This is a genomic window from Bradyrhizobium sp. RP6, assembly GCF_003837805.1.
In the GTDB taxonomy this organism is placed as follows: domain Bacteria; phylum Pseudomonadota; class Alphaproteobacteria; order Rhizobiales; family Xanthobacteraceae; genus Bradyrhizobium.
Genome location: NZ_RQIT01000012.1, coordinates 101,860 through 120,586, shown reverse-complemented (window position 1 = coordinate 120,586; position 18,727 = coordinate 101,860). Strand labels below are relative to the sequence as shown.

At 66.3% G+C, this 18,727-nt stretch carries 13 protein-coding genes; 4 read left to right on the top strand and 9 right to left on the bottom strand.

The genetic code is table 11. The features are described from left to right. Nucleotides 1-15: 15 nt before the first annotated feature. Genes EHH60_RS21815 through EHH60_RS21805 form a run of 3 tightly spaced genes read left to right on the top strand, consistent with a single transcriptional unit; the run spans nucleotide 16 to nucleotide 5,118 of the window. Nucleotides 16-696: a response regulator transcription factor gene (locus tag EHH60_RS21815; protein ID WP_061020281.1), complete on the top strand. Its 681-nt coding sequence runs from the start codon at nucleotides 16-18 to the stop codon at nucleotides 694-696. After that, nucleotides 680-2,134 (top strand): sensor histidine kinase, encoded by a 1,455-nt coding sequence (locus EHH60_RS21810; protein WP_124161498.1) that lies wholly within the window; start codon nucleotides 680-682, stop codon nucleotides 2,132-2,134. The genes EHH60_RS21815 and EHH60_RS21810 overlap by 17 nt, the downstream gene beginning before the upstream one ends. Continuing rightward, nucleotides 2,131-5,118, top strand: coding sequence for a bifunctional [glutamine synthetase] adenylyltransferase/[glutamine synthetase]-adenylyl-L-tyrosine phosphorylase (locus tag EHH60_RS21805; protein WP_124161497.1), 2,988 nt, complete (start codon nucleotides 2,131-2,133; stop codon nucleotides 5,116-5,118). Before EHH60_RS21810 ends, EHH60_RS21805 begins: the two co-directional genes overlap by 4 nt. On the opposite strand, the gene EHH60_RS21800 is transcribed toward EHH60_RS21805, so the two are convergent. The 5 genes from EHH60_RS21800 to EHH60_RS21780 are packed head-to-tail and all read right to left on the bottom strand — an operon-like array spanning nucleotide 5,075 to nucleotide 11,043. Further along, nucleotides 5,075-5,308, bottom strand: a complete 234-nt coding sequence (locus EHH60_RS21800) for a formate dehydrogenase subunit delta (RefSeq protein WP_199751722.1) — start codon at nucleotides 5,306-5,308, stop codon at nucleotides 5,075-5,077. The two genes, EHH60_RS21805 and EHH60_RS21800, sit on opposite strands and share 44 nt — an antisense overlap. Next, a complete protein-coding gene (gene fdhD, locus EHH60_RS21795; RefSeq protein ID WP_124161495.1) occupies nucleotides 5,298-6,125 on the bottom strand; it encodes a formate dehydrogenase accessory sulfurtransferase FdhD in 828 nt (275 codons plus the stop codon). The genes EHH60_RS21800 and fdhD overlap by 11 nt, the downstream gene beginning before the upstream one ends. Before the next feature lie 4 nt (nucleotides 6,126-6,129). Continuing rightward, the gene (gene fdhF / locus EHH60_RS21790; protein WP_124161494.1) at nucleotides 6,130-9,003 is read right to left on the bottom strand and encodes a formate dehydrogenase subunit alpha; all 2,874 of its coding nucleotides are present in this window, start codon (nucleotides 9,001-9,003) and stop codon (nucleotides 6,130-6,132) included. 10 nt (nucleotides 9,004-9,013) lie between these two features. Continuing rightward, a complete protein-coding gene (locus tag EHH60_RS21785; protein WP_124161493.1) occupies nucleotides 9,014-10,570 on the bottom strand; it encodes a formate dehydrogenase beta subunit in 1,557 nt (518 codons plus the stop codon). Continuing rightward, on the bottom strand, nucleotides 10,567-11,043 hold the full coding sequence (locus EHH60_RS21780; protein WP_124161492.1) for a formate dehydrogenase subunit gamma: 477 nt from the start codon (nucleotides 11,041-11,043) through the stop codon (nucleotides 10,567-10,569). Before EHH60_RS21780 ends, EHH60_RS21785 begins: the two co-directional genes overlap by 4 nt. A 225-nt stretch (nucleotides 11,044-11,268) precedes the next feature. Here EHH60_RS21780 and EHH60_RS21775 point away from each other — a divergent pair, with 225 nt between their 5' ends. Beyond that, nucleotides 11,269-12,162 (top strand): LysR family transcriptional regulator, encoded by an 894-nt coding sequence (locus EHH60_RS21775; RefSeq protein ID WP_124161491.1) that lies wholly within the window; start codon nucleotides 11,269-11,271, stop codon nucleotides 12,160-12,162. Nucleotides 12,163-12,334: 172 nt separating this feature from the next. On the opposite strand, the gene EHH60_RS21770 is transcribed toward EHH60_RS21775, so the two are convergent. From EHH60_RS21770 to EHH60_RS21755, 4 genes are all read right to left on the bottom strand, one after another. Beyond that, nucleotides 12,335-14,665: a PAS domain-containing sensor histidine kinase gene (locus EHH60_RS21770; RefSeq protein ID WP_124161490.1), complete on the bottom strand. Its 2,331-nt coding sequence runs from the start codon at nucleotides 14,663-14,665 to the stop codon at nucleotides 12,335-12,337. Nucleotides 14,666-14,891: 226 nt separating this feature from the next. Further along, nucleotides 14,892-16,265 (bottom strand): cation-efflux pump, encoded by a 1,374-nt coding sequence (locus EHH60_RS21765; protein ID WP_124161489.1) that lies wholly within the window; start codon nucleotides 16,263-16,265, stop codon nucleotides 14,892-14,894. Between the two features lie 194 nt (nucleotides 16,266-16,459). Next, nucleotides 16,460-17,428: a zinc-binding dehydrogenase gene (locus EHH60_RS21760; protein WP_124161488.1), complete on the bottom strand. Its 969-nt coding sequence runs from the start codon at nucleotides 17,426-17,428 to the stop codon at nucleotides 16,460-16,462. A 25-nt stretch (nucleotides 17,429-17,453) separates the two neighbouring features. Then, entirely contained in the window at nucleotides 17,454-18,449 is a 996-nt protein-coding gene (locus EHH60_RS21755) for an NAD(P)H-dependent flavin oxidoreductase (RefSeq protein WP_124161487.1), read from the bottom strand. Between the last annotated feature and the right edge of the window lie 278 nt (nucleotides 18,450-18,727).

Genomic DNA, 18,727 nt, shown 5'->3' with positions numbered 1-18,727 from the left:
GCCGCCGAACGCACGATGCGCCTCCTCATCATCGAAGACGACCGCGAATCCGCCGACTACCTCGCCAAGGCGTTCCGCGAAGTCGGACACATTGCCGACCACGCCGCTGACGGCGAGGAAGGCCTCGCGATGGCCGAGAACGGCGATTACGACGTGCTGGTGGTCGATCGCATGCTGCCCAAGCGCGACGGCCTGTCGCTGATCGGCGCACTGCGCGACAAGGGCAACACGACGCCGGTGCTGATTCTCTCCGCGCTCGGGCAGGTCGACGACCGCATCAAGGGCCTGCGTGCCGGCGGCGACGATTATCTGCCAAAGCCCTATTCTTTCGCCGAGCTCCTGGCTCGTGTCGAAGTGCTGTCGCGCCGTCGCGGCGGCCCCGCCGAGGACACGCTCTACCGTGTCGGCGATCTCGAGCTCGATCGGCTGTCGCATCGCGTCGCCCGCGGCAAGGACGAGCTGACGCTGCAGCCGCGCGAATTCCGCCTGCTCGAATATCTCATGAAGCACGCCGGCCAGGTGGTGACACGCACCATGCTGCTCGAGAACGTCTGGGACTATCATTTCGATCCGCAGACCAACGTGATCGACGTGCACATTTCGCGGCTCCGCTCCAAGATCGACAAGGGTTTCGAGCGCCCGCTGCTGCACACGATCCGCGGCGCCGGATACATGATCCGTGACGGCATTCGGTAAACTCGTCCGCACCACGGCGTTCCGGCTGACGCTGGTCTATCTGCTGCTGTTCGCGATATTCGCGGCCTCGCTGCTGGCCTATTTCGCCTGGAACACGCGGCGGCTTATCACCGAGGAAATCACGCAGACGGTCAATGCCGAAACCTCGGAGATCAACGAGATCTACGGGCGTCGCGGCCTGTTTGGCCTCGTGCGGACGATCGAATATCGGGCGCTGCGCCCGGGCGCGAACCTCTATCTCGTGACCACCCCGACCGGTCAGGCGGTTGCCGGCAATGTCGGCTCGCTCGCGCCCGGCGTGATGGCGACCCGTGGCTGGTCCGAGACCGCCTACCGGCGGATCGAGGATACGGATGATCGCGACCATCGCGCGCTCGTTCGCGTCACCGAATTGGAAAACGGCTTCCGGCTTCTGATCGGCCGCGACCTCGCCGAGCGGCGGCGCCTGTTCGGTATCGTCGCCAAGGCGGCGCAATGGTCGGTCCTCATCGTGGTGGTGCTTGGCCTCGCCGGCGGCATTTTCGTCGCGCGGAGGGTGCTGAGGCGCATCGACGCGATGACCGGCACAGCGCAGCGGATCATGACCGGAGATCTCAGCGAGCGCCTGCCCGTGGGGCGCAGCGGCGACGAGATCGATCGTCTCGCCGAGAACCTCAACGCCATGCTCGAGCGGATCGAGGCGCTGATGGCGGGCCTGAAGGAGGTCTCCGACAACATCGCCCACGACCTCAAGACGCCGTTGACGCGGCTGCGCAATCGCGCCGAGGAGGCGCTGGCGAGATCAGGCTGCGAGGCCGATTACCGTGCCGCGCTGGAGCGGACCATCGAGGAATCCGACGGACTGATTCGCACTTTCAATGCGCTTCTGATGATCGCGCGCGCCGAGTCCGGACAGGCGCGCGGCAACATGGATGATTTCGACGCCGCCGAGGTCGCCAATGGCATCCACGAGCTCTACGAGCCCCTGGCTGAGGACGACGGCATGACCTTGAAGGTGAAGGCCGATCCGACGCCGGTTCATGCCAACCGCGAGTTGATCAGCCAGGCGCTCGCCAATCTGGTCGAGAATGCGATCAAGTACGGCAAGCCCGCTTCGCAACCCGCGGGAACCGTGGTCAGCATGGATAGCCGGCAGATCACGATCGAGGCCCGGCGTGAGGGCGATCAGGCGCTGCTCAGCGTCACCGATCGCGGCCCCGGGATCCCCGAAAGCGACCGCAAGCATGTCGTCGAGCGATTCGTCCGGCTGGAGGCGAGTCGCACGCTGCCGGGCTCCGGCCTCGGCCTCAGCCTCGCCTCGGCTGTTGCCACGCTGCATGGCGGAGAACTGCGGCTGGGCGATGCCCATCCCGGTCTTGTCGCCACGCTGGTGCTGCCGGCGCGTGCGGGCGACAGGGTTGCTCCGCCAATGCCGGATGTGCCACAGAAGGTGGCATGAACCACTCCGCGCCGGGAAACGCGGACAAGCATGGTGAGAGACTGTCCGCACGCTTCGCGGAGGCTCCCCATATTGCCGCTTCCACAACCGACGAGCGACGTTTCGAAAGCTGGCTGGCCGAGCTCGAGCCGGCCCAATCGGCCCGTCTGGAAGCGCTCCTGGGCCATCGCTTCACCCGCGACATCCTGGCCGGGATCGCGGAATTCTCGCCCTATCTGTTCGACCTGGTGCGCGCCGATGCCCCGCGCCTGATCCGGCTGCTCGAATGCGATCCGGATACGCATCTCGCCGCACTGATCGTCGAGGCAAGGGGCGCGGTGCTCGCGGCACCTGACGAGGCCGAGGTGATGCGGCTGCTTCGCCGGATGAAGGCCGAGGCCGCGCTGCTGATCGCGCTGTGCGACATCGGCGGTGTCTGGCCGGTGATGCGGGTGACGGCGGCGCTCACCGATGTTGCCGTGTCCTCCGTGCAGGCCGCGCTGCAATATCTGCTGCGGCAGGAAGCCGCACGCGGCAAGCTCTCGCCGCCCAATCCGGAGGCGCCCGAAGAGGGCTGCGGGCTGATCGTGCTTGCGATGGGCAAGATGGGCGCGGGCGAGCTGAACTATTCCAGCGACATCGATCTGATCGTGTTCTTCGATCCCGATACGACGACGCTGGCGGCGGACATCGAGCCGCAGCCGTTCTTCGTCCGGGTCACGCAGGGCATGGCGCGCATCCTCCAGCAGCGCACCTATGAAGGTTACGTCTTCCGGGTCGATCTGCGCCTGCGGCCCGATCCGTCCTCGACGCAGGTGGCGATCTCGCGGGACGCGGCACTGAACTATTATGAGCGGGAAGGGCGCACCTGGGAGCGCGCTGCGATGATCAAGGCGCGGGCCTGTGCCGGCGATGCCAGGGCCGGCGAGGCGCTGCTTGCGGAGATCGCGCCATTCGTCTGGCGCAAGCATCTCGACTTCGCCGCGCTCGCCGACGTTCACGACATGAAGCGGCAGATGCAGACCTATCGCGGCCAGAGCGAGATCGCGGTCGAGGGACATAACGTCAAGGTCGGGCGCGGCGGCATCCGCGAGATCGAGTTCTTCGCGCAGACGCAGCAGCTGATCGCCGGCGGCCGCCATCCGGAGTTGCGGGTGCGGCCGACGCTGATGGCGCTCGATGTGCTCGCCTCCAGCAACTGGATCACCTCTGCGGCGCGCGACGAGCTGACCACGGCCTATGAATTCCTGCGCCGGGTCGAGCATCGCCTCCAGATGATCGCCGACGAGCAGACCCATACGCTGCCTGAGGACAAGCAAGCGGTCGAGCGCTTCGCGTGGTTCTTCGGCTATCAGGATCGCGACGCCTTTGCGCGCGACCTATTGCGCCAGCTCCAGATCGTCCAGGGTCACTACGAGAAACTGTTCGAGGGCGACGATCCGACCGGGACGGCCAGGCTGCCGGCGCTCGACTACAGTGCGGGTCCCGACGACCCGCGCCTGCTCCAGCACCTGGCGACGCTCGGCTTCAAGAAGCCCGCCGCGGTCGCGCAGACCGTGCGCGACTGGATCACCGGCGACTACCGCGTCTTCCGCAATGAGGCGACGCGCAGCGCCTTCGTCGAATTCGTGCCGGCTCTGATCGACGGCCTTGCCCATGCCGAGGAGCCGGATCGCGCCGTCGTGGCGTTCGATCATTTCCTCGGGGCGCTCCAGCGCGGTGGCCGGCTGATCACGCTGCTCGGCCAGAACCGCGATCTCGTCGCGCTGGTGGCGCTGGTGCTGGGGGCGGCGCCGCGGCTCGGCGAGATGCTGGCGCGGCAGCCGCAGCTCATGGATGGTCTGATCGATCCGCGCTTCTTCGGCGCCATGCCCGACAGGCAGGAATTGTCGGGCCGGCTCGCGGCCACCGTGCGAGACGCGGACTCCTACGAAGAGTTTCTCGATCGCCTGCGCCTATTCGGGCAAGAGAGCCTGTTCCTGATCGGCACGCGTATCCTGTCCGGCACCGTCTCGGCGCAGCAGGCGAGCACGGCCTTTGCCGATGTTGCCGAAGGCATCGTCCATACCGTGCACGGCCTCGTCGCCGATCGCTTTGCCGCGCAGCACGGCCGGATCAAGGGGCAGGAGACCGCGATCATCGCGATGGGCCGGCTCGGCAGCCGCGAGATGACGGCGTCGTCCGACCTCGACCTGATCCTGCTCTACGACTTCGACAGCGACAATCCGGACTCCGATGGGCCGAAATCGCTTCACGGCGCGCACTATTTCGCGCGTTTCACCCAGCGCCTGATCAGCGCCTTCACGACGCGCACCAATTACGGCGTGCTCTACGAGATCGACATGCGGCTGCGGCCATCGGGGCGCGCCGGCCCGGTGGCCTCGAGTCTCGTTTCATTCGCGGACTACCAGGCCGCCGAGGCCTGGACCTGGGAGCATATGGCGTTGACGCGCGCGCGCGTGGTCTCGGCGTCGCCCGAATTCAGGGAGCGGATCGAGCGCGTCATCCGCGATGTCCTGACCCGCCGCCGCGATCCCGCAATCACGGCCAACGATGTCGCCGACATGCGGCGCGCGATCGCGCAGGAAAAGGGCGAGGCCGATTGCTGGGATATCAAGCATGCCGCCGGCGGCATGGTCGACATCGATTTCATCGCTCAATACCTCCAGCTCGTGCATGCCCACGAGAAGCCGAACATTCTCGACGTCAGCACCATGCAGGTGCTGGAAAATGCATGCAGGCTCGGTGTGCTCGCACAGTCCGAGACCGAGATCCTGCGTGCCGCGGCGCGGCTCTATCACGACCTGACGCAGATCCTGCGGCTTTGCGTCAGCGAGCGCTTCAAGCCGGAGACCGCTGGCACCGACCTCCTGCGTGTGATGGCGCGCGCGGGCGATGCGCCGGATTTCTCGTCGCTGGAGGCGCGGGTGAAGGAAACGCAAAGCGAGGTGCGGCGCGTGTTCAGGGCGCTGCTGGAAGGGACGTCGCCTGCTTCAACGAGGTAAGGGCCTCGCGCACATCAGGCGCCAGGCCCGCACCGCCCGCATCGAGATGGGCGAAGATCGCGCGCTTCATCCGGGGATCCCAGAATTTCTTGATGTGCTCGGCAATCCCCGGCACGGCCTTGTCATGGCCCTGGGTCTGGAAGAATTTGCCGATCTGGTTGGCCATGTAGATCAGGCGGTCAGGCGACATTGGCAACCTCCGTGGCATGGCGCGCGACGATCCGGCTGCCATGCGAAAATATCTCGAACCCGTCCTGCCGGGCGATCGCGATCAGCGTGATGCCGGCGGCTTCCGCCGTGCGTACCGCGAGTGCGGTCGGTGCAGACACGGCGACCATCACGGGGGCGCCGATCGCGGCCGTCTTCTGCACCATTTCCACCGAGACGCGGCTCGTCAGCAGCACCATGCCGCCGCGCGCATCCGTGCGGCTGCGTGATAACGCCCCGGCGAGCTTGTCGAGCGCGTTGTGACGGCCGACATCCTCGCGCAGCGCGACGATGCCGCCTGCAGGGGCCCAGAACGCGGCGGCGTGAACGGCGCGGGTTTGCATGTTGATCGATTGCAAGGGCGCGATGGCCTGCATCGCTGTCATGATTTGCTCCGGCGTGAAGGTCTGCCCCTGCGGTATCACGGCCGCCGGCCGCACCGCCTCGGCAATGGACTCGATGCCGCAGATGCCGCAGCCGGTGGGTCCCGCGACGTGCCGACGGCGTTCGCTGATGCGCGCAGCATCCTCCGGCGCCAGCCACATCCGCAGCTCGATGCCGTCGTCGAGACGGACCACGTCGAGCGAGCGAATGTCGTCGAGCGAACCGACGATGCCTTCGTTGACGCTGAAGCCGACCGCAAAATCCTCGAGGTTCTGCGGCGTCCCCATCATGACGGCGTAGGTGCCTCCGTTATAGGTCAGCGCCAGCGGTGTCTCCTCGGGGATCAGCCGAGCGCCCTCTGACGCGATGCCGTCGCGCCAGATCTCGCGGTCGATGGCCTGAACCGGCACGTGCATGCGGTTACTCCGCGGCTTCGGCCGGCGCGATGCGGCGGGAGTGCCGCGCCTGCGCGTCATAGGCCTTCTGCCAGTCGGACGGGCCGTTCGACGGCGAAACCTGCACCGCCGTGACCTTGTATTCGGGACAATTGGTCGCCCAGTCCGAATAGTCGGTCGTGATGACGTTGGCCTGCGTGTCCGGATGGTGGAAGGTGGTGTAGACGACGCCCGGCGCGACGCGATCGGTGATCTCCGCGCGCAACGTGGTCTCGCCGGCGCGGCTCTTCAGCCGCACCCAGTCGCCATCGCGCACGCCGCGCTGCTCGGCGTCGTGCGGATGGATCTCCAGCCGGTCCTCGGAATGCCAGACCACGTTCTCGGTGCGCCGCGTCTGCGCGCCGACATTGTACTGGCTCAGGATGCGGCCCGTGGTGAGCAGCAGCGGATAGCGCGGCCCGGTGCGCTCGTCGGTCGCGACATATTCGGTCACGACGAACTTGCCCTTGCCGCGGACGAAGCCGTCGATATGCATCACCGGCGTGCCCTCGGGCGCCCTGTCGTTGCAGGGCCACTGCACCGAGCCGAGCTCATCCAACTTGGCGTAGGAGACGCCGGCGAAGGTCGGCGTCAGCGCCGCGATCTCGTCCATGATCTCGGAGGGGTGGCTGTACTTCATCTCGAAGCCCATCGCCTTGGCAAGGCCGATGGTGACCTCCCAGTCGGCCATGCCGTTCTTCGGCGTCATCACCTTGCGCACGCGCTGGATGCGGCGCTCGGCGTTGGTGAAGGTGCCGTCCTTCTCGAGGAAGCTCGAGCCGGGCAGGAAGACGTGGGCGTAGTTCGCGGTCTCGTTCAGGAAGAGATCGTGGACGATGACGCACTCCATCGCCGACAGCGCCGCAACCACGTGGCTGGTGTTGGGATCGGATTGCAGGATATCCTCGCCCTGCACGTAGATCCCCATGAAGGTGCCTTCGACCGCGGCATCGAACATGTTGGGAATGCGCAGGCCGGGCTCCGGGTTGAGCTTGGCGTTCCAGAGCGCCTCGAACTGCTCGCGCACCGCATCGCCCGAGATGTGGCGGTAGCCGGGCAACTCGTGCGGGAACGAGCCCATGTCGCAAGAGCCTTGAACGTTGTTCTGGCCGCGCAGCGGGTTCACGCCGACGCCGGGACGGCCGATATTGCCTGTCGCCATTGCCAGATTGGCGATCGCGATCACGGTGGTGGAGCCCTGGCTGTGCTCGGTGACGCCGAGGCCGTAATAGATCGCGCCGTTGCCGCCGGTCGCGTAGGTGCGGGCTGCTTCGCGCAGATCCCCGGGATTGACGCCGGTGAGGATCGCGGTGGCTTCCGGACTGTTCTTCGGCTGCGCGACGAAGGCGGCCCATTCCTCGAACTCGCTCCAGTCGCAGCGCTCGCGCACGAACGCTTCGTTGACGAGCCCTTCGGTGACGATGACATGCGCCAGCGCCGTCATGACCGCGACGTTGGTGCCGGGCATCAGGGGCAAATGCAGTGCCTTCACGTGCGGCGATTCCACCATCTCGGTGCGGCGCGGATCGATCACGATCAGCTTTGCGCCCTGGCGCAGCCGCTTCTTCAGCCGCGAGGCGAAGACGGGGTGAGCGGAGGCCGGGTTGGCGCCGATGACGACCACGACATCGGTCTCCTCGACCGAGTCGAAATCCTGCGTGCCGGCGGAGGTGCCGAAGGTGGTGGCAAGACCGTAGCCGGTCGGCGAATGGCAGACGCGGGCGCAGGTGTCGACGTTGTTGTTGCCGAAGCCGGCGCGGATCAGCTTCTGCACCAGATAGGTCTCTTCGTTGGTGCAGCGGGACGAGGTGATGCCGCCGATGGCGTCGCGGCCGTATGTCTTCTGGATGCCGCGCATCCTGGCGGCGGCAAACGAGAACGCCTCGTCCCATGACACCTCCCGCCAGGCATCCTCGATGCGCTCGCGGATCATGGGTTTAAGAATGCGTTCCTTGTGGTTGGTGTAGCCCCAGGCGAAGCGGCCCTTGACGCAGGAATGGCCGCGATTGGCCTTGCCGTCCTTGTACGGCACCATGCGCACCACTTCCTCGCCGCGCATCTCGGCCTTGAAGGCGCAGCCGACGCCGCAATAGGCGCAGGTGGTGACGACGGAATGCTCGGGCTGGCCGATCTCGATCACGGACTTTTCCGTCAGTGTCGCGGTCGGGCAGGCCTGCACGCAGGCGCCGCAGGAGACGCATTCGGAGCCGAGGAAGCTTTCGCTCATGCCGGGCGAGACGCGGCTGTCGAAGCCGCGGCCGGAGATGGTCAGCGCGAAAGTGCCCTGCACCTCCTCGCAGGCGCGGACGCAGCGCGAGCAGACGATGCACTTGGAGGGATCGTAGGTGAAGTACGGATTGGACTCGTCCTTCGGCAGCCAGTGGTCGTTGTCGCAGCCGTGGGCATTGGCGAACACGTGGTTCTCGCCCTCATAGCCGTAGCGCACGTCGCGCAGGCCCACGGCGCCGGCCATGTCCTGCAGTTCGCAATCCCCGTTGGCGCCGCAGGTGAGGCAGTCGAGCGGATGGTCGGAGATGTAGAGCTCCATCACGCCCTTGCGCAGCTTCTTGAGCCGCTCGGTCTGGGTGTGCACGACGAGGCCGTTCATCACAGGCGTGGTGCAGGAGGCCGGCGTGCCGGCGCGGCCCTCGACCTCGACGAGGCAGAGACGGCAGGAGCCGAACGCGTCGACCATGTCGGTCGCGCAGAGTTTCGGAATCTGGTGGCCTGCATCCATCGCGGCGCGCATGATGGAGGTGCCCTCGGGCACCGTAACCTCCTTGCCGTCGATGGTCAGCGTCACCATCGTCTCCGATTTGGAAGCCGGCGTGCCGAAGTCGATGTCTTGGATCAGAGACATTGTCGTTCTCCTATTCCGCGGCCTGAAGCGTGGTCGGGATGGGTGCGAAATCCTCCCGGAAGTGCTTCAATGCGCTGAGCACGGGGTAAGGCGTGAAGCCGCCGAGCGCGCAGAGCGAGCCGAATTTCATGGTGTTGCAGAGGTCCTCGACGAGCGCGAGGTTCTCGCTGACGCGCTCGCCCTTGATGATCTTCTCGATGGTCTCGACGCCACGGGTCGAGCCGATCCGGCAGGGCGTGCACTTGCCGCAGGATTCGATGGCGCAGAACTCCATCGCAAAGCGCGCCTGCCTACGCATGTCGACGCTGTCGTCGAACACGACAATGCCGCCATGGCCGATCAAGCCGTCGCGCGCGGCGAAGGCCTCGTAGTCGAACGGTGTGTCGAACAGCGACCGCGGGAAATAGGCACCGAGTGGCCCGCCGACCTGCACCGCACGGACCGGACGGCCCGTGAACGTGCCGCCGCCGATGTCGTCGACGAGTTCGCCGAGCGTCACGCCGAAGGCGGTCTCGAACAAGCCGCCGTGACGGATGTTGCCGGCGAGCTGGATCGGCATCGTGCCGCGCGAGCGGCCCATGCCGAAATCGGCATAGGCCTTGGCGCCTTCTGCGAGGATGAAGGGGATGGCTGCGAACGACAGCACGTTGTTGATCACGGTCGGCTTGCCGAACAGGCCGTGATGGGCCGGCAGCGGCGGCTTGGCGCGCACGATGCCGCGGCGGCCTTCGAGGCTCTCCAGCAGCGAGGTCTCCTCGCCGCAGACATAGGCGCCGGCGCCGACGCGCACTTCGAGATCGAAGGCTTGCTTCGAGCCGCCGATATTCGTGCCGAGATAGCCGCCGCGCCTGGCCGCGACGATGGCCGCGTTCATCGCCTCGACCGCGTGCGGATATTCGCTGCGGATATAGATGTAGCCCTTGGACGCGCCGACGGTGATGCCGGCGATGGTCATGCCCTCGATCACCAGGAACGGATCGCCTTCCATGATCATGCGATCGGCAAAGGTGCCGCTGTCGCCTTCGTCGGCGTTGCAGACGATGAATTTGCGATCGGCTTTGGCCTGGGCAACCGTCTTCCACTTGATTCCGGTCGGGAAGCCTGCGCCGCCGCGGCCGCGCAAGCCCGCCGCGCTGACTTCGGTGAGGATTGCATCCGAGCCAAGCGAGAGAGCGCGCGCGAGGCCGTTGTAGCCGCCATGGGCGCAGTAGTCGTCGAGCGAGCGCGGGTCGATCACGCCGCAACGGGCGAAGGTGAGGCGGGTCTGGCGCTTGAGCCAGGGGATCTCGTCGGTCGCTCCCAGCCGCAGGAGATGCGGCGTGTTGCCGACGAGCGCGTCCAGCAGCGAGGGCACGTCGGTCTCGGTGACGGGCCCGAAGGCGATGCGGCCCCGGGGCGTTGCGACCTCGACCAGCGGCTCCAGCCAGTACATGCCGCGCGAGCCGGTCCTGACGATCTCCACTGCAACGCCGCGCTTGGCTGCGGCCTGCTCCAGCGCCAGCGCAACCTCGTCGGCGCCGACGGCGACCGCGCCCGCATCGCGAGAGACGTATAGACGGATGCTCATCGCTGCGCCTCCGCAACCAGCGCATCGAGGCGCTTCTGGTCGAGCCGGCCGACGAGGCGGCCATCGAGCATCGCGGACGGCGCCGTCGCGCACAGGCCAAGACAGTAGATCGGCTCCAGCGTGACGCGATCGTCGGCCGTGGTGTTGCCGAGCGAGACGCCGAGCCTTGCCTCGGCGCGCGCAGCCAGCGCGTCGCCGCCCGCCGCCTGACAGGCTTCCGCACGGCACAGCTTCAGCACATGGCGGCCGGCCGGCTTGTGGCGGAAATCATGGTAAAACGTGAACACGCCATGGACTTCGGCGCGTGACAAATTGAGTGCTTTCGCCACCATGGGGATTGCCGCCTGCGGCACATGGCCGAACGCCTCTTGAAGCGCATGCAGGATGACGAGCGTCGCGCCTTCCTGTCCGGCATGTTCGGCGATGATCCCGGCGCCTCGCGTCTCGTCCCAAGGTTCGTAAAGCGTTGTCATTTCTCGTTCTCAACCTGAGCGTTTCTTCCCCCCAAACTATTTGGAATCATTCGAAGATCAATAAGGCCGTCCCGTGCTGCGATTGCGAATTCAGATCGATTGGCAAGCACGATCACTTGATTTCAAATGGCAATCGAAGCCGTTCCCGCAGGCGGTTTTTGCGTGTTGCGGAGGGGGCGGGCATGCTAGCTTGCATGCCACCACAGAAGCCGAAGGGATAACCGGTTGATCGACAAGCTTGAACTGTTGCTGGCCCTGGCGAAGGAGCGGCATTTCGGACGCGCTGCCGAGGTCTGCGGCGTGACGCAACCGACGATGTCGACCGGGCTGAAGCAGCTCGAGGAGATCCTCGGCGTCATGCTGGTTCAGCGCGGCTCGCGCTTTCAGGGATTCACTCCCGAGGGCGAGCGGGCGCTCGACTGGGCGCGGCGGATCGTGGGCGATGCCCGCGCGATGCGCGACGAGATCAACGGGCTGAAGCATCAGCTCTCCGGCGAGATCCGCATCGCCGCGATCCCGACCGTGCTCGGTATGGTCGCCTCGCTGACGACGCCGTTTCGCGCCAAGCATCCCGAGGTGCGCTTCCGCATCCAGTCCACCACCTCGTCCGAGGTGCTGGGGCTGCTCGAAAATCTCGAGGTCGATGCGGGGCTCACCTACATCGAGAACGAGCCGATCGGCAAGGTGCGCACCATTCCGCTCTACAACGAGAGCTATCGCCTGCTGACGGCGCCGGATGCGATGTTCGGCGATCGCGAGACGGTGACCTGGAAGGAGGTCGGGCAGGTGCCGCTGTGCCTCTTGACGCCCGACATGCAGAACCGCCGCATCATCGACCGCGCGCTGCGCTCGGTCGGCGCGGAGGCGACGCCGACGCTGACCTCGAACTCGCTCTTGGTGCTGTTCACGCACGTGAAGACGGGGCGCTGGGCGAGCGTGATGCCGGCCAAGCTGGCCGAGACGCTCGGCCTGTCCGATACGGTGCGTTCGATCCCGATCGTCGATCCCGAGGTCAATTACAGCATCGGCATGGTGATCCCGCAGCGCGATCCGATGACGCCGCTGATCGCGGCGCTGGTCAATGTCGCGCGCGAAGTGGCGCCGAAGCTGCAATTGTAGATCCGAGCGAGCGCCTCGTCCTTCGAGACGCGCGCCGGGCGCGCGCATCAGGATGAGGCTCCGAGCCATTGTGCTCCCTTGAAACTGCTGCGACGCGCCGTGCCCTCATCCTGAGGGCCCGCCGCAGGCGGGCGTCTCGAAGGATGGCCGCTGGACTTAGCTCGCGCCGCCTCTAGGCGGCAGCCGGTATCCCGGACGCCGCCTTGATCGCGTCGCGCGGCAGGGTCACGCGCACGACGGTGCCGACATCGATCTTCGAGCGCAGCCGCATCGAGCCGCCGTGGAGCTGCGCCAGCGAGCGGGCGATCGCGAGACCAAGGCCCGAACCGTGATAGGTCTTGGTGAGTTGGCTCTCGACCTGCTCGAACGGGCGGCCGAGCCGCGCCAGCGAATGCGGCGCGATCCCGATGCCGGTGTCGGCGATCATCAGCACGATCCTGTCGTCGAGCTGCCGGCTGCGCACCACGACGCGTCCGCCGTCGGGCGTGAACTTCACGGCGTTGGAGAGCAGGTTGACGATGATCTGCTTGGTGGCGCGCCGGTCGGCGACGACGGAGATGGATTTTCCGATGTCGGCATCTAACGTCAGGTGCTTGTCCTGCGCACGGCCGGTGACGACACGCAGGGATTCCGCAAGCGTCTTCGAGAGGTCGAGCTCTTCCATGTCGAGCTTCATGCGACCGGCTTCGATCTTGGACATGTCGAGGATGTCGTTGATGACCTCGAGTAGGTAATGGCCGCTGGTCAGGATGTCCTGGCAGTATTCCTGGTACCTTTCGCTTCCGAGCTCGCCGAACATGCCCGAGCCCATGATCTCGGAGAAGCCGATGATGGCATTGAGCGGCGTGCGCAGCTCGTGGCTCATATTGGCGAGGAATTTCGACTTGGTCTGATTGGCTTCCTCGGCGCGGGTCTTCTCGCGCTGGTACTTCTCGGCGAGGTCGGCGAGCTCGACCGCCTGGCGCTCCAGCGCGGCCTGCGAGCGCTTCAGGTCGATGACGGTGGCACGCAGGCGCAGATCGTTGTCGACCAGCTTCTGCTCGTGCTCCTTGATGCGGGTGATGTCGGTGCCGACCGAGACGTAGCCGCCATCCTTGGTGCGGCGCTCGCTGATGTGCAGCCAGCTGCCGTCGTCGAGCTGCGCCTCGAAGGTGCGCGCCCCCGGGCCTTGGGCGGCGGTCTCGTTGTGGCGCGTGCGCACCTCCGGCATGCGGCCGACCTCGAGCACGGTCTCGTAGGAAGTGCCGGGGATGACGGCCGTGTCGGGCAGCCTGTGCAGACGCTGGAAGTGCGAGTTGCAGAGCACGAGGCGATCGCTCGCATCCCACAGCACGAAAGCTTCCGGAATGGTCTCGATCGCGTCGCGCAGCCGGAGGTCGGCTTCCACGGTCTTTTCCGCGAGGCTCTTCTGCTCGGTGATGTCGACGGCGATCCCGATCAGGTGCACGCTGTCATCGGTCGCGCCGCGCGTTTTCTCGCAGCGCACGCGGAGCCAGATCCAGTGGCCGTCGACATGCTGCATGCGGAAGGTCTGGTCGATGTGGTCGATCTCGTCGGAGATGAGCTGGTCGGCGATCGCGAACAGGTCGATGTCGTCGGACTTCACGAGCGCGTTGACCTCCCCGAAGGTGAGGAGCTCGTTGCGGCCGTCGAGGCCGAGCATCGAGAACATCGACTGCGACCAGAAGATCCGGCCACGCGATAGATCCCAGTCCCACAGCCCGCAGCGGCCGCGGTTGAGCGCGGTGTCGATGCGGCCGCGCACGGCGTCGTTGATGAGGTCGCCCTCGCGGGCGCGGGTCGACTGCCAGTGGAAGGCGAAGCCGAGGATCAGGACGACGAAGCCGGTGGTCGCCGACAGCGTCACCGAGAGCGCGGCGTCCGAGCCCCAGATCGGCTCGTTGCGCTCCTGGATCACGGTGACGAAGCCGGGCAGCGACTTGATCTGCCGCGAGGTCGCCATTGCGGCGTTGCCGCTCGGCAGCGTCAGGTCGGAGACGTTGCCGTCGCGTAGCGGCGCCGCCATCAATTGGGCGGTCGTGATCGTATCGAGCAGGCGGTCGTTGCCGACGGAGTCGCTGTCGGCCGGGATGCGGGCGAGGATCCGGCGGTCGACGCCGGCCGAGGTGACGACGACATGGCGTCCCGAGGCCGTGCCCCAGGACGGGATCAGATCCGGCAATAGCGCGGGCAGGCTCTCGACGTTCCTCAGCCGCTCCTGCCGTACCGAGGTGAGACGGTCGATGCGCTCGGCGAGCAGGTCGGCGAGCGCCGAAATGTCGTGACGGATCACCAGCCGCTTCTGGCGCGTCTGGTCGACCACCTGCACGAATGCGCCGAGGCAGATCGTGATTAGGAATGCGATGATGAGTGTCGGCACCGCGCGGCGCAGCGCCGGCTCCGCGATCAGGAGCCGATGATAGGCAGGTTTCGCGATCGATTGCGCCAATCCCTTGATCGAATCGGATTGGACGCATGCGTTCGCGGCGTCTGCACGCGACATGCCTTCGGCCCCCTGAAAACCTGCTTGCAACTGAAGCTCGGAAGCAGCCCCACGTCGCTTCCGAATCACACTGATTTGAATCCAGTTTTCGCGGGCTGTCGAGAGTCAACGAATCGTTAACGCGAAATTATTCTTATCCAACGCGCAGTTTGCGCATCGAGTGTCCGCAAACGCGCGTGCGTGAGGAGTCCGAAACGGGAACGTGTGACTCCCCGTGCGCCCTGCGTCACGCGCGCGGCGGTTCGGCGTGACTGATCACGCGCTTCACGCTCGGGAACGCACGCCGCAACGCGCGCTCGATCGCGTCGACCTGTTCGTGCACCTTGATCACGCTCATCGACGGTGCCGCGCGGCAGTGGAAGTTGACGATTTCGCCGGCGTCGGTGTCGCGGACCCGCACGTTGTGGATGTCGTGGATCTCGCCGCCGGCAGCATATTCCGTCAGAGCGGCGGCAATGGTCTGCACCCGCTCCGGTGCGGCATCGATGCCGAACGGCAACTCCGGTTCCAATGGCTCGATGTGAACGTCGACCTCGACGTCCTCGCCGAACTCCTCCTGGATGTTGCGCTCCAGCGTGTTGGCGACGTCATGGGCGGCCTCGAGATGCATGTCGGCGTCGACCTCGAGATCGATGCTGACGGTCAGCTTGGCGCCGAGATCGTGTACCGTGACGTGGTGAACGGCGAGGCCCGAATTGTGCGCGATCACCATGATGCGGTCGCGCACGGTCTCGTTGTCGCGCGCGACGGGAACGGCGGTGAAGGTGAGGTCGGCGTCGCCGAACGCCCTGTCCACGGCGATTTGCGCGTTACGCTTGATCTCCTCGACGCGGTCGATCGGATAGGTCCGCGGCACCTGCGCGATGGTGTCGATGAACGTGGTCGCTCCGACCATGCGCACGCGCAGCCGGTCGACGTCGATTACGCCCGGCACGCCGCGGATCGCGGCGGTGGCCTTCTCCTGTGCGCCTTCCGGGGCACGGTCGACCAGCGTCTGCACGGTGGAGCCGGCCAGGCGCAGTCCGAGCAGGGCGATCATCGCGGCAACCGCCGCGGCTGCCGCCGCGTCGCCCCACCAGAAGCCGAGGGCGGCGAGGACCAGGCCAACGATCACGGCGAACGAGCCCATCACGTCGGAGGCGAAATGCAGCGCATCCGCCGCCAGCGCCTGGCTCCTGGTCTCGCGCGCGGCGCGGTGCAGGGCGCGGGCGCGCCACAGATTGACGGCGATGTCGATCACCAGCACCACGAACGGCACGGCCGAAATGGTCGGCGGCGGGGTTCCCTCGCTCAGCCGGCTATAGGCCTCGACCAGGATGCCGCCGGCAAGCACGTAGAGCAGGGCGGTGACGCCGAGCGCGGAGACGCTTTCCAGCTTGCCGTGGCCGTAATGGTGCTCGTCGTCCGCGGGCTTGTCGGACACTCGCACCACCGCCCAGGTGATGATGGTCGCGACCAGGTCGATCGAGGAATGCAGGGCCTCGGAGATCAGCGCCAGCGAGCCGATCGCGATTCCGACCGCGAACTTCGCCGCCGCCATGCCGCCACTGGCGAAGATCGAGATCACGGCGACCGAGGTCTTGTTGTGCTGGGAGGTCATGGCCGGGATTTAGCAGCCCATGGGTGAACATCAAGCGACGATCCACAGCCGTAGTCGCGAGTGAGTTGCAGGAGCGATCCCCCCGGGCATCCACGTTCTTCTGCGCAAGCGGTAAAGACGTGGATGGCCGGGTCGAGCCCGGCCATGACGAGAGGAGAGAGCGTCGCTCCGCTCTTGTCTCACTGCCGCAACCTTCATAGCGTCACCACGATTTTCCCTAGGTGCTTGTTCGCCTCCATGTGCTCGAACGCCTGATCGATATCGTCGAACGCGAACACCTTGTCGATCGGCAGCTGCAGCTTGCGCGATTCCACCGCGCCCCAGATGTCCTTGCGGACCTCCAAGAAGATCTCGCGGACCTCCTCGATGGTGCGGGTGCGGAAGGTGACGCCGACATAGTCGATGCGGCGGGCCGCATGCAGGTCGAAATTGAAGTCGGCATGGGTGCCGCCGAGCCGGCCGACATTGACGATGCGCCCCTTGACCTTCGTCGCGGCGAGGTTCTCGCTCGCGACCTTGCCCGAAACCTGGTCGATGATGAGATCGACGCCTTCCCCGTTCGTCGCCTTCAGCACCTCGTCGACCCATTTGGGATCGGAGCTATCGATGGCGAGATCGGCGCCGTATTCCTTCAGCCGGCCGCGGCGAGTGGCATCGGTCGACGAGCCGATCACGAGCTTTGCGCCCTTGAGCCTGGCGATCTGCATCGCCATCAGGCCCACCCCGGAGCTCGCGCCCTGGATCAGCACGCTCTGGCCCGCCTGCACCCCGCCGACGGTGACGACGGCGTTGTGCATGGTCGCGAGCGCGACGGGGAGGGTGGCGGCCTCCTCGAAATTCATGTTCGAGGGTGCGTGGAACAGCCGGCCATGATCGGCCAGCGTATATTCGGCGAACGCCGCGCCGCCCGAGCCCATGATGCGGTCGCCGACCTTGACGCCTTGGGCATTCGGTCCGAGCTCGGCGACTTCACCGGCCCATTCCATGCCGAGCACGGTGCCGACCCCGCCGGCCGCGCCATGGGCGTGGCCCTTGCGCATGGCGGTGTCGGCGCGGTTCAGGCCGCAGGCGCGGACGCGGACCAGCACCTGCGTGCCCTTAGGCTTTGGTTGAGCGACGTCGGAAATCGCAGCGCCGCCAGGGCCGTAGACGTAAGCCTTCATGAATCACTCTCGCTTCTTGCCGTGACTATTCCGCGGCTTCACGTTGCGGATGAACGATCATGCTCTCCAGCCTGCCGCGGATGATCGCTTCCGCCTCGCGAACGATGCGGGAGACGAGTTCGGCGCAACTCGGGATGTCCTGGATCAGGCCCTGAACCTGGCCGGCCGACCAGATGCCTTCGTCGGAATTGCCGGTGGCATAGACCAACTTGCCGCGGGCGCCGGCGACGAGCTCGCGGATGTCCTCGAACTTCGCGCCCTCCTTCTCCATCGCGACGACCTTGGTCGAGATCGCGTTCTTGGCGACGCGCGAGGTATTGCGCATGGTGCGGAAGATCAGCTCGGTCTCGCGCTCGTCATTGGCGACGATCTTCTCCTTGATGAGCTGGTGGATCGGGCTTTCCCTGGTCGCCATGAAGCGCGTGCCCATGTTGATGCCGTCGGCACCCAGGGCCAGCGCCGCGACGAGGCCGCGCGCATCGGCAAAGCCGCCCGAGGCGATCATCGGGATCTTGATTTTGTTGGCGGCGGCCGGGATCAGGATCAGGCCGGGGGTGTCGTCCTCGCCGGGGTGACCGGCGCATTCGAATCCGTCGATCGAGATGGCATCGACCCCCATCCGTTCGGCCGAGAGCGCGTGGCGCACGCTGGTGCACTTGTGCACGACCTTGACGCCATGCTTCCTGAACTCCTCGACATGCTCCTGCGGCTTGTTGCCGGCGGTCTCAACCACCTTGACGCCGCTCTCGATGATGGCGGCGCGGTATTCGGCATAGGGCGGCGGCTTGATCGCGGGCAGGATGGTGAGATTGACGCCGAACGGCTTGTCGGTGAGGTCGCGGCAGCGCGCGATCTCCCTGGTCAGGTCCTCCGGCGTCGGCTGGGTCAGTGCCGTGATGAAGCCGAGCGCGCCGGCATTGGCGACGGCAGCGACCAGCTCGGCGCGGCCGACCCACTGCATGCCGCCCTGGACGATCGGGTGCTCGACCCCGACGAGTTTGGTGAACCGTGTCTGCAACATGATGTGTTTCCCCCTGCGTGCCGCTCTGTTCTCGGTTGATGCTGGAGGATGCCGCCCGGGGTGGCAAAAGTCTATTGCGGGGGTGTGCGGTAGGGGCGGGGCGCCATGCCGGCGGCGGGGGCGATTCCGCGAGGCGGATAATTCGGATGGCCTCGTGTCCCGGACGCGCTGCAACGCCCATAGGGCGTCGAAGACGCGCGTGAACGCGCTTATGGCATTGCGGTGCAGAGCCGGGACCCACATTCCGCGAATGCTTTGAAAGATGATGGGCCCCGGCT

What these genes read in the sequence shown, in the direction of transcription:
- EHH60_RS21815 (WP_061020281.1), top strand. Translation starts at nt 16, where the DNA reads ATGCGCCTCCTCATCATCGAAGACGACCGCGAATCCGCCGACTACCTC.
- EHH60_RS21805 (WP_124161497.1), top strand. Translation starts at nt 2,131, where the DNA reads ATGAACCACTCCGCGCCGGGAAACGCGGACAAGCATGGTGAGAGACTG.
- EHH60_RS21800 (WP_199751722.1), bottom strand. Translation starts at nt 5,308, where the DNA reads ATGTCGCCTGACCGCCTGATCTACATGGCCAACCAGATCGGCAAATTC.
- fdhD (WP_124161495.1), bottom strand. Translation starts at nt 6,125, where the DNA reads ATGCACGTGCCGGTTCAGGCCATCGACCGCGAGATCTGGCGCGACGGC.
- fdhF (WP_124161494.1), bottom strand. Translation starts at nt 9,003, where the DNA reads ATGTCTCTGATCCAAGACATCGACTTCGGCACGCCGGCTTCCAAATCG.
- EHH60_RS21785 (WP_124161493.1), bottom strand. Translation starts at nt 10,570, where the DNA reads ATGAGCATCCGTCTATACGTCTCTCGCGATGCGGGCGCGGTCGCCGTC.
- EHH60_RS21780 (WP_124161492.1), bottom strand. Translation starts at nt 11,043, where the DNA reads ATGACAACGCTTTACGAACCTTGGGACGAGACGCGAGGCGCCGGGATC.
- EHH60_RS21770 (WP_124161490.1), bottom strand. Translation starts at nt 14,665, where the DNA reads ATGTCGCGTGCAGACGCCGCGAACGCATGCGTCCAATCCGATTCGATC.
- EHH60_RS21765 (WP_124161489.1), bottom strand. Translation starts at nt 16,265, where the DNA reads ATGACCTCCCAGCACAACAAGACCTCGGTCGCCGTGATCTCGATCTTC.
- EHH60_RS21760 (WP_124161488.1), bottom strand. Translation starts at nt 17,428, where the DNA reads ATGAAGGCTTACGTCTACGGCCCTGGCGGCGCTGCGATTTCCGACGTC.
- EHH60_RS21755 (WP_124161487.1), bottom strand. Translation starts at nt 18,449, where the DNA reads ATGTTGCAGACACGGTTCACCAAACTCGTCGGGGTCGAGCACCCGATC.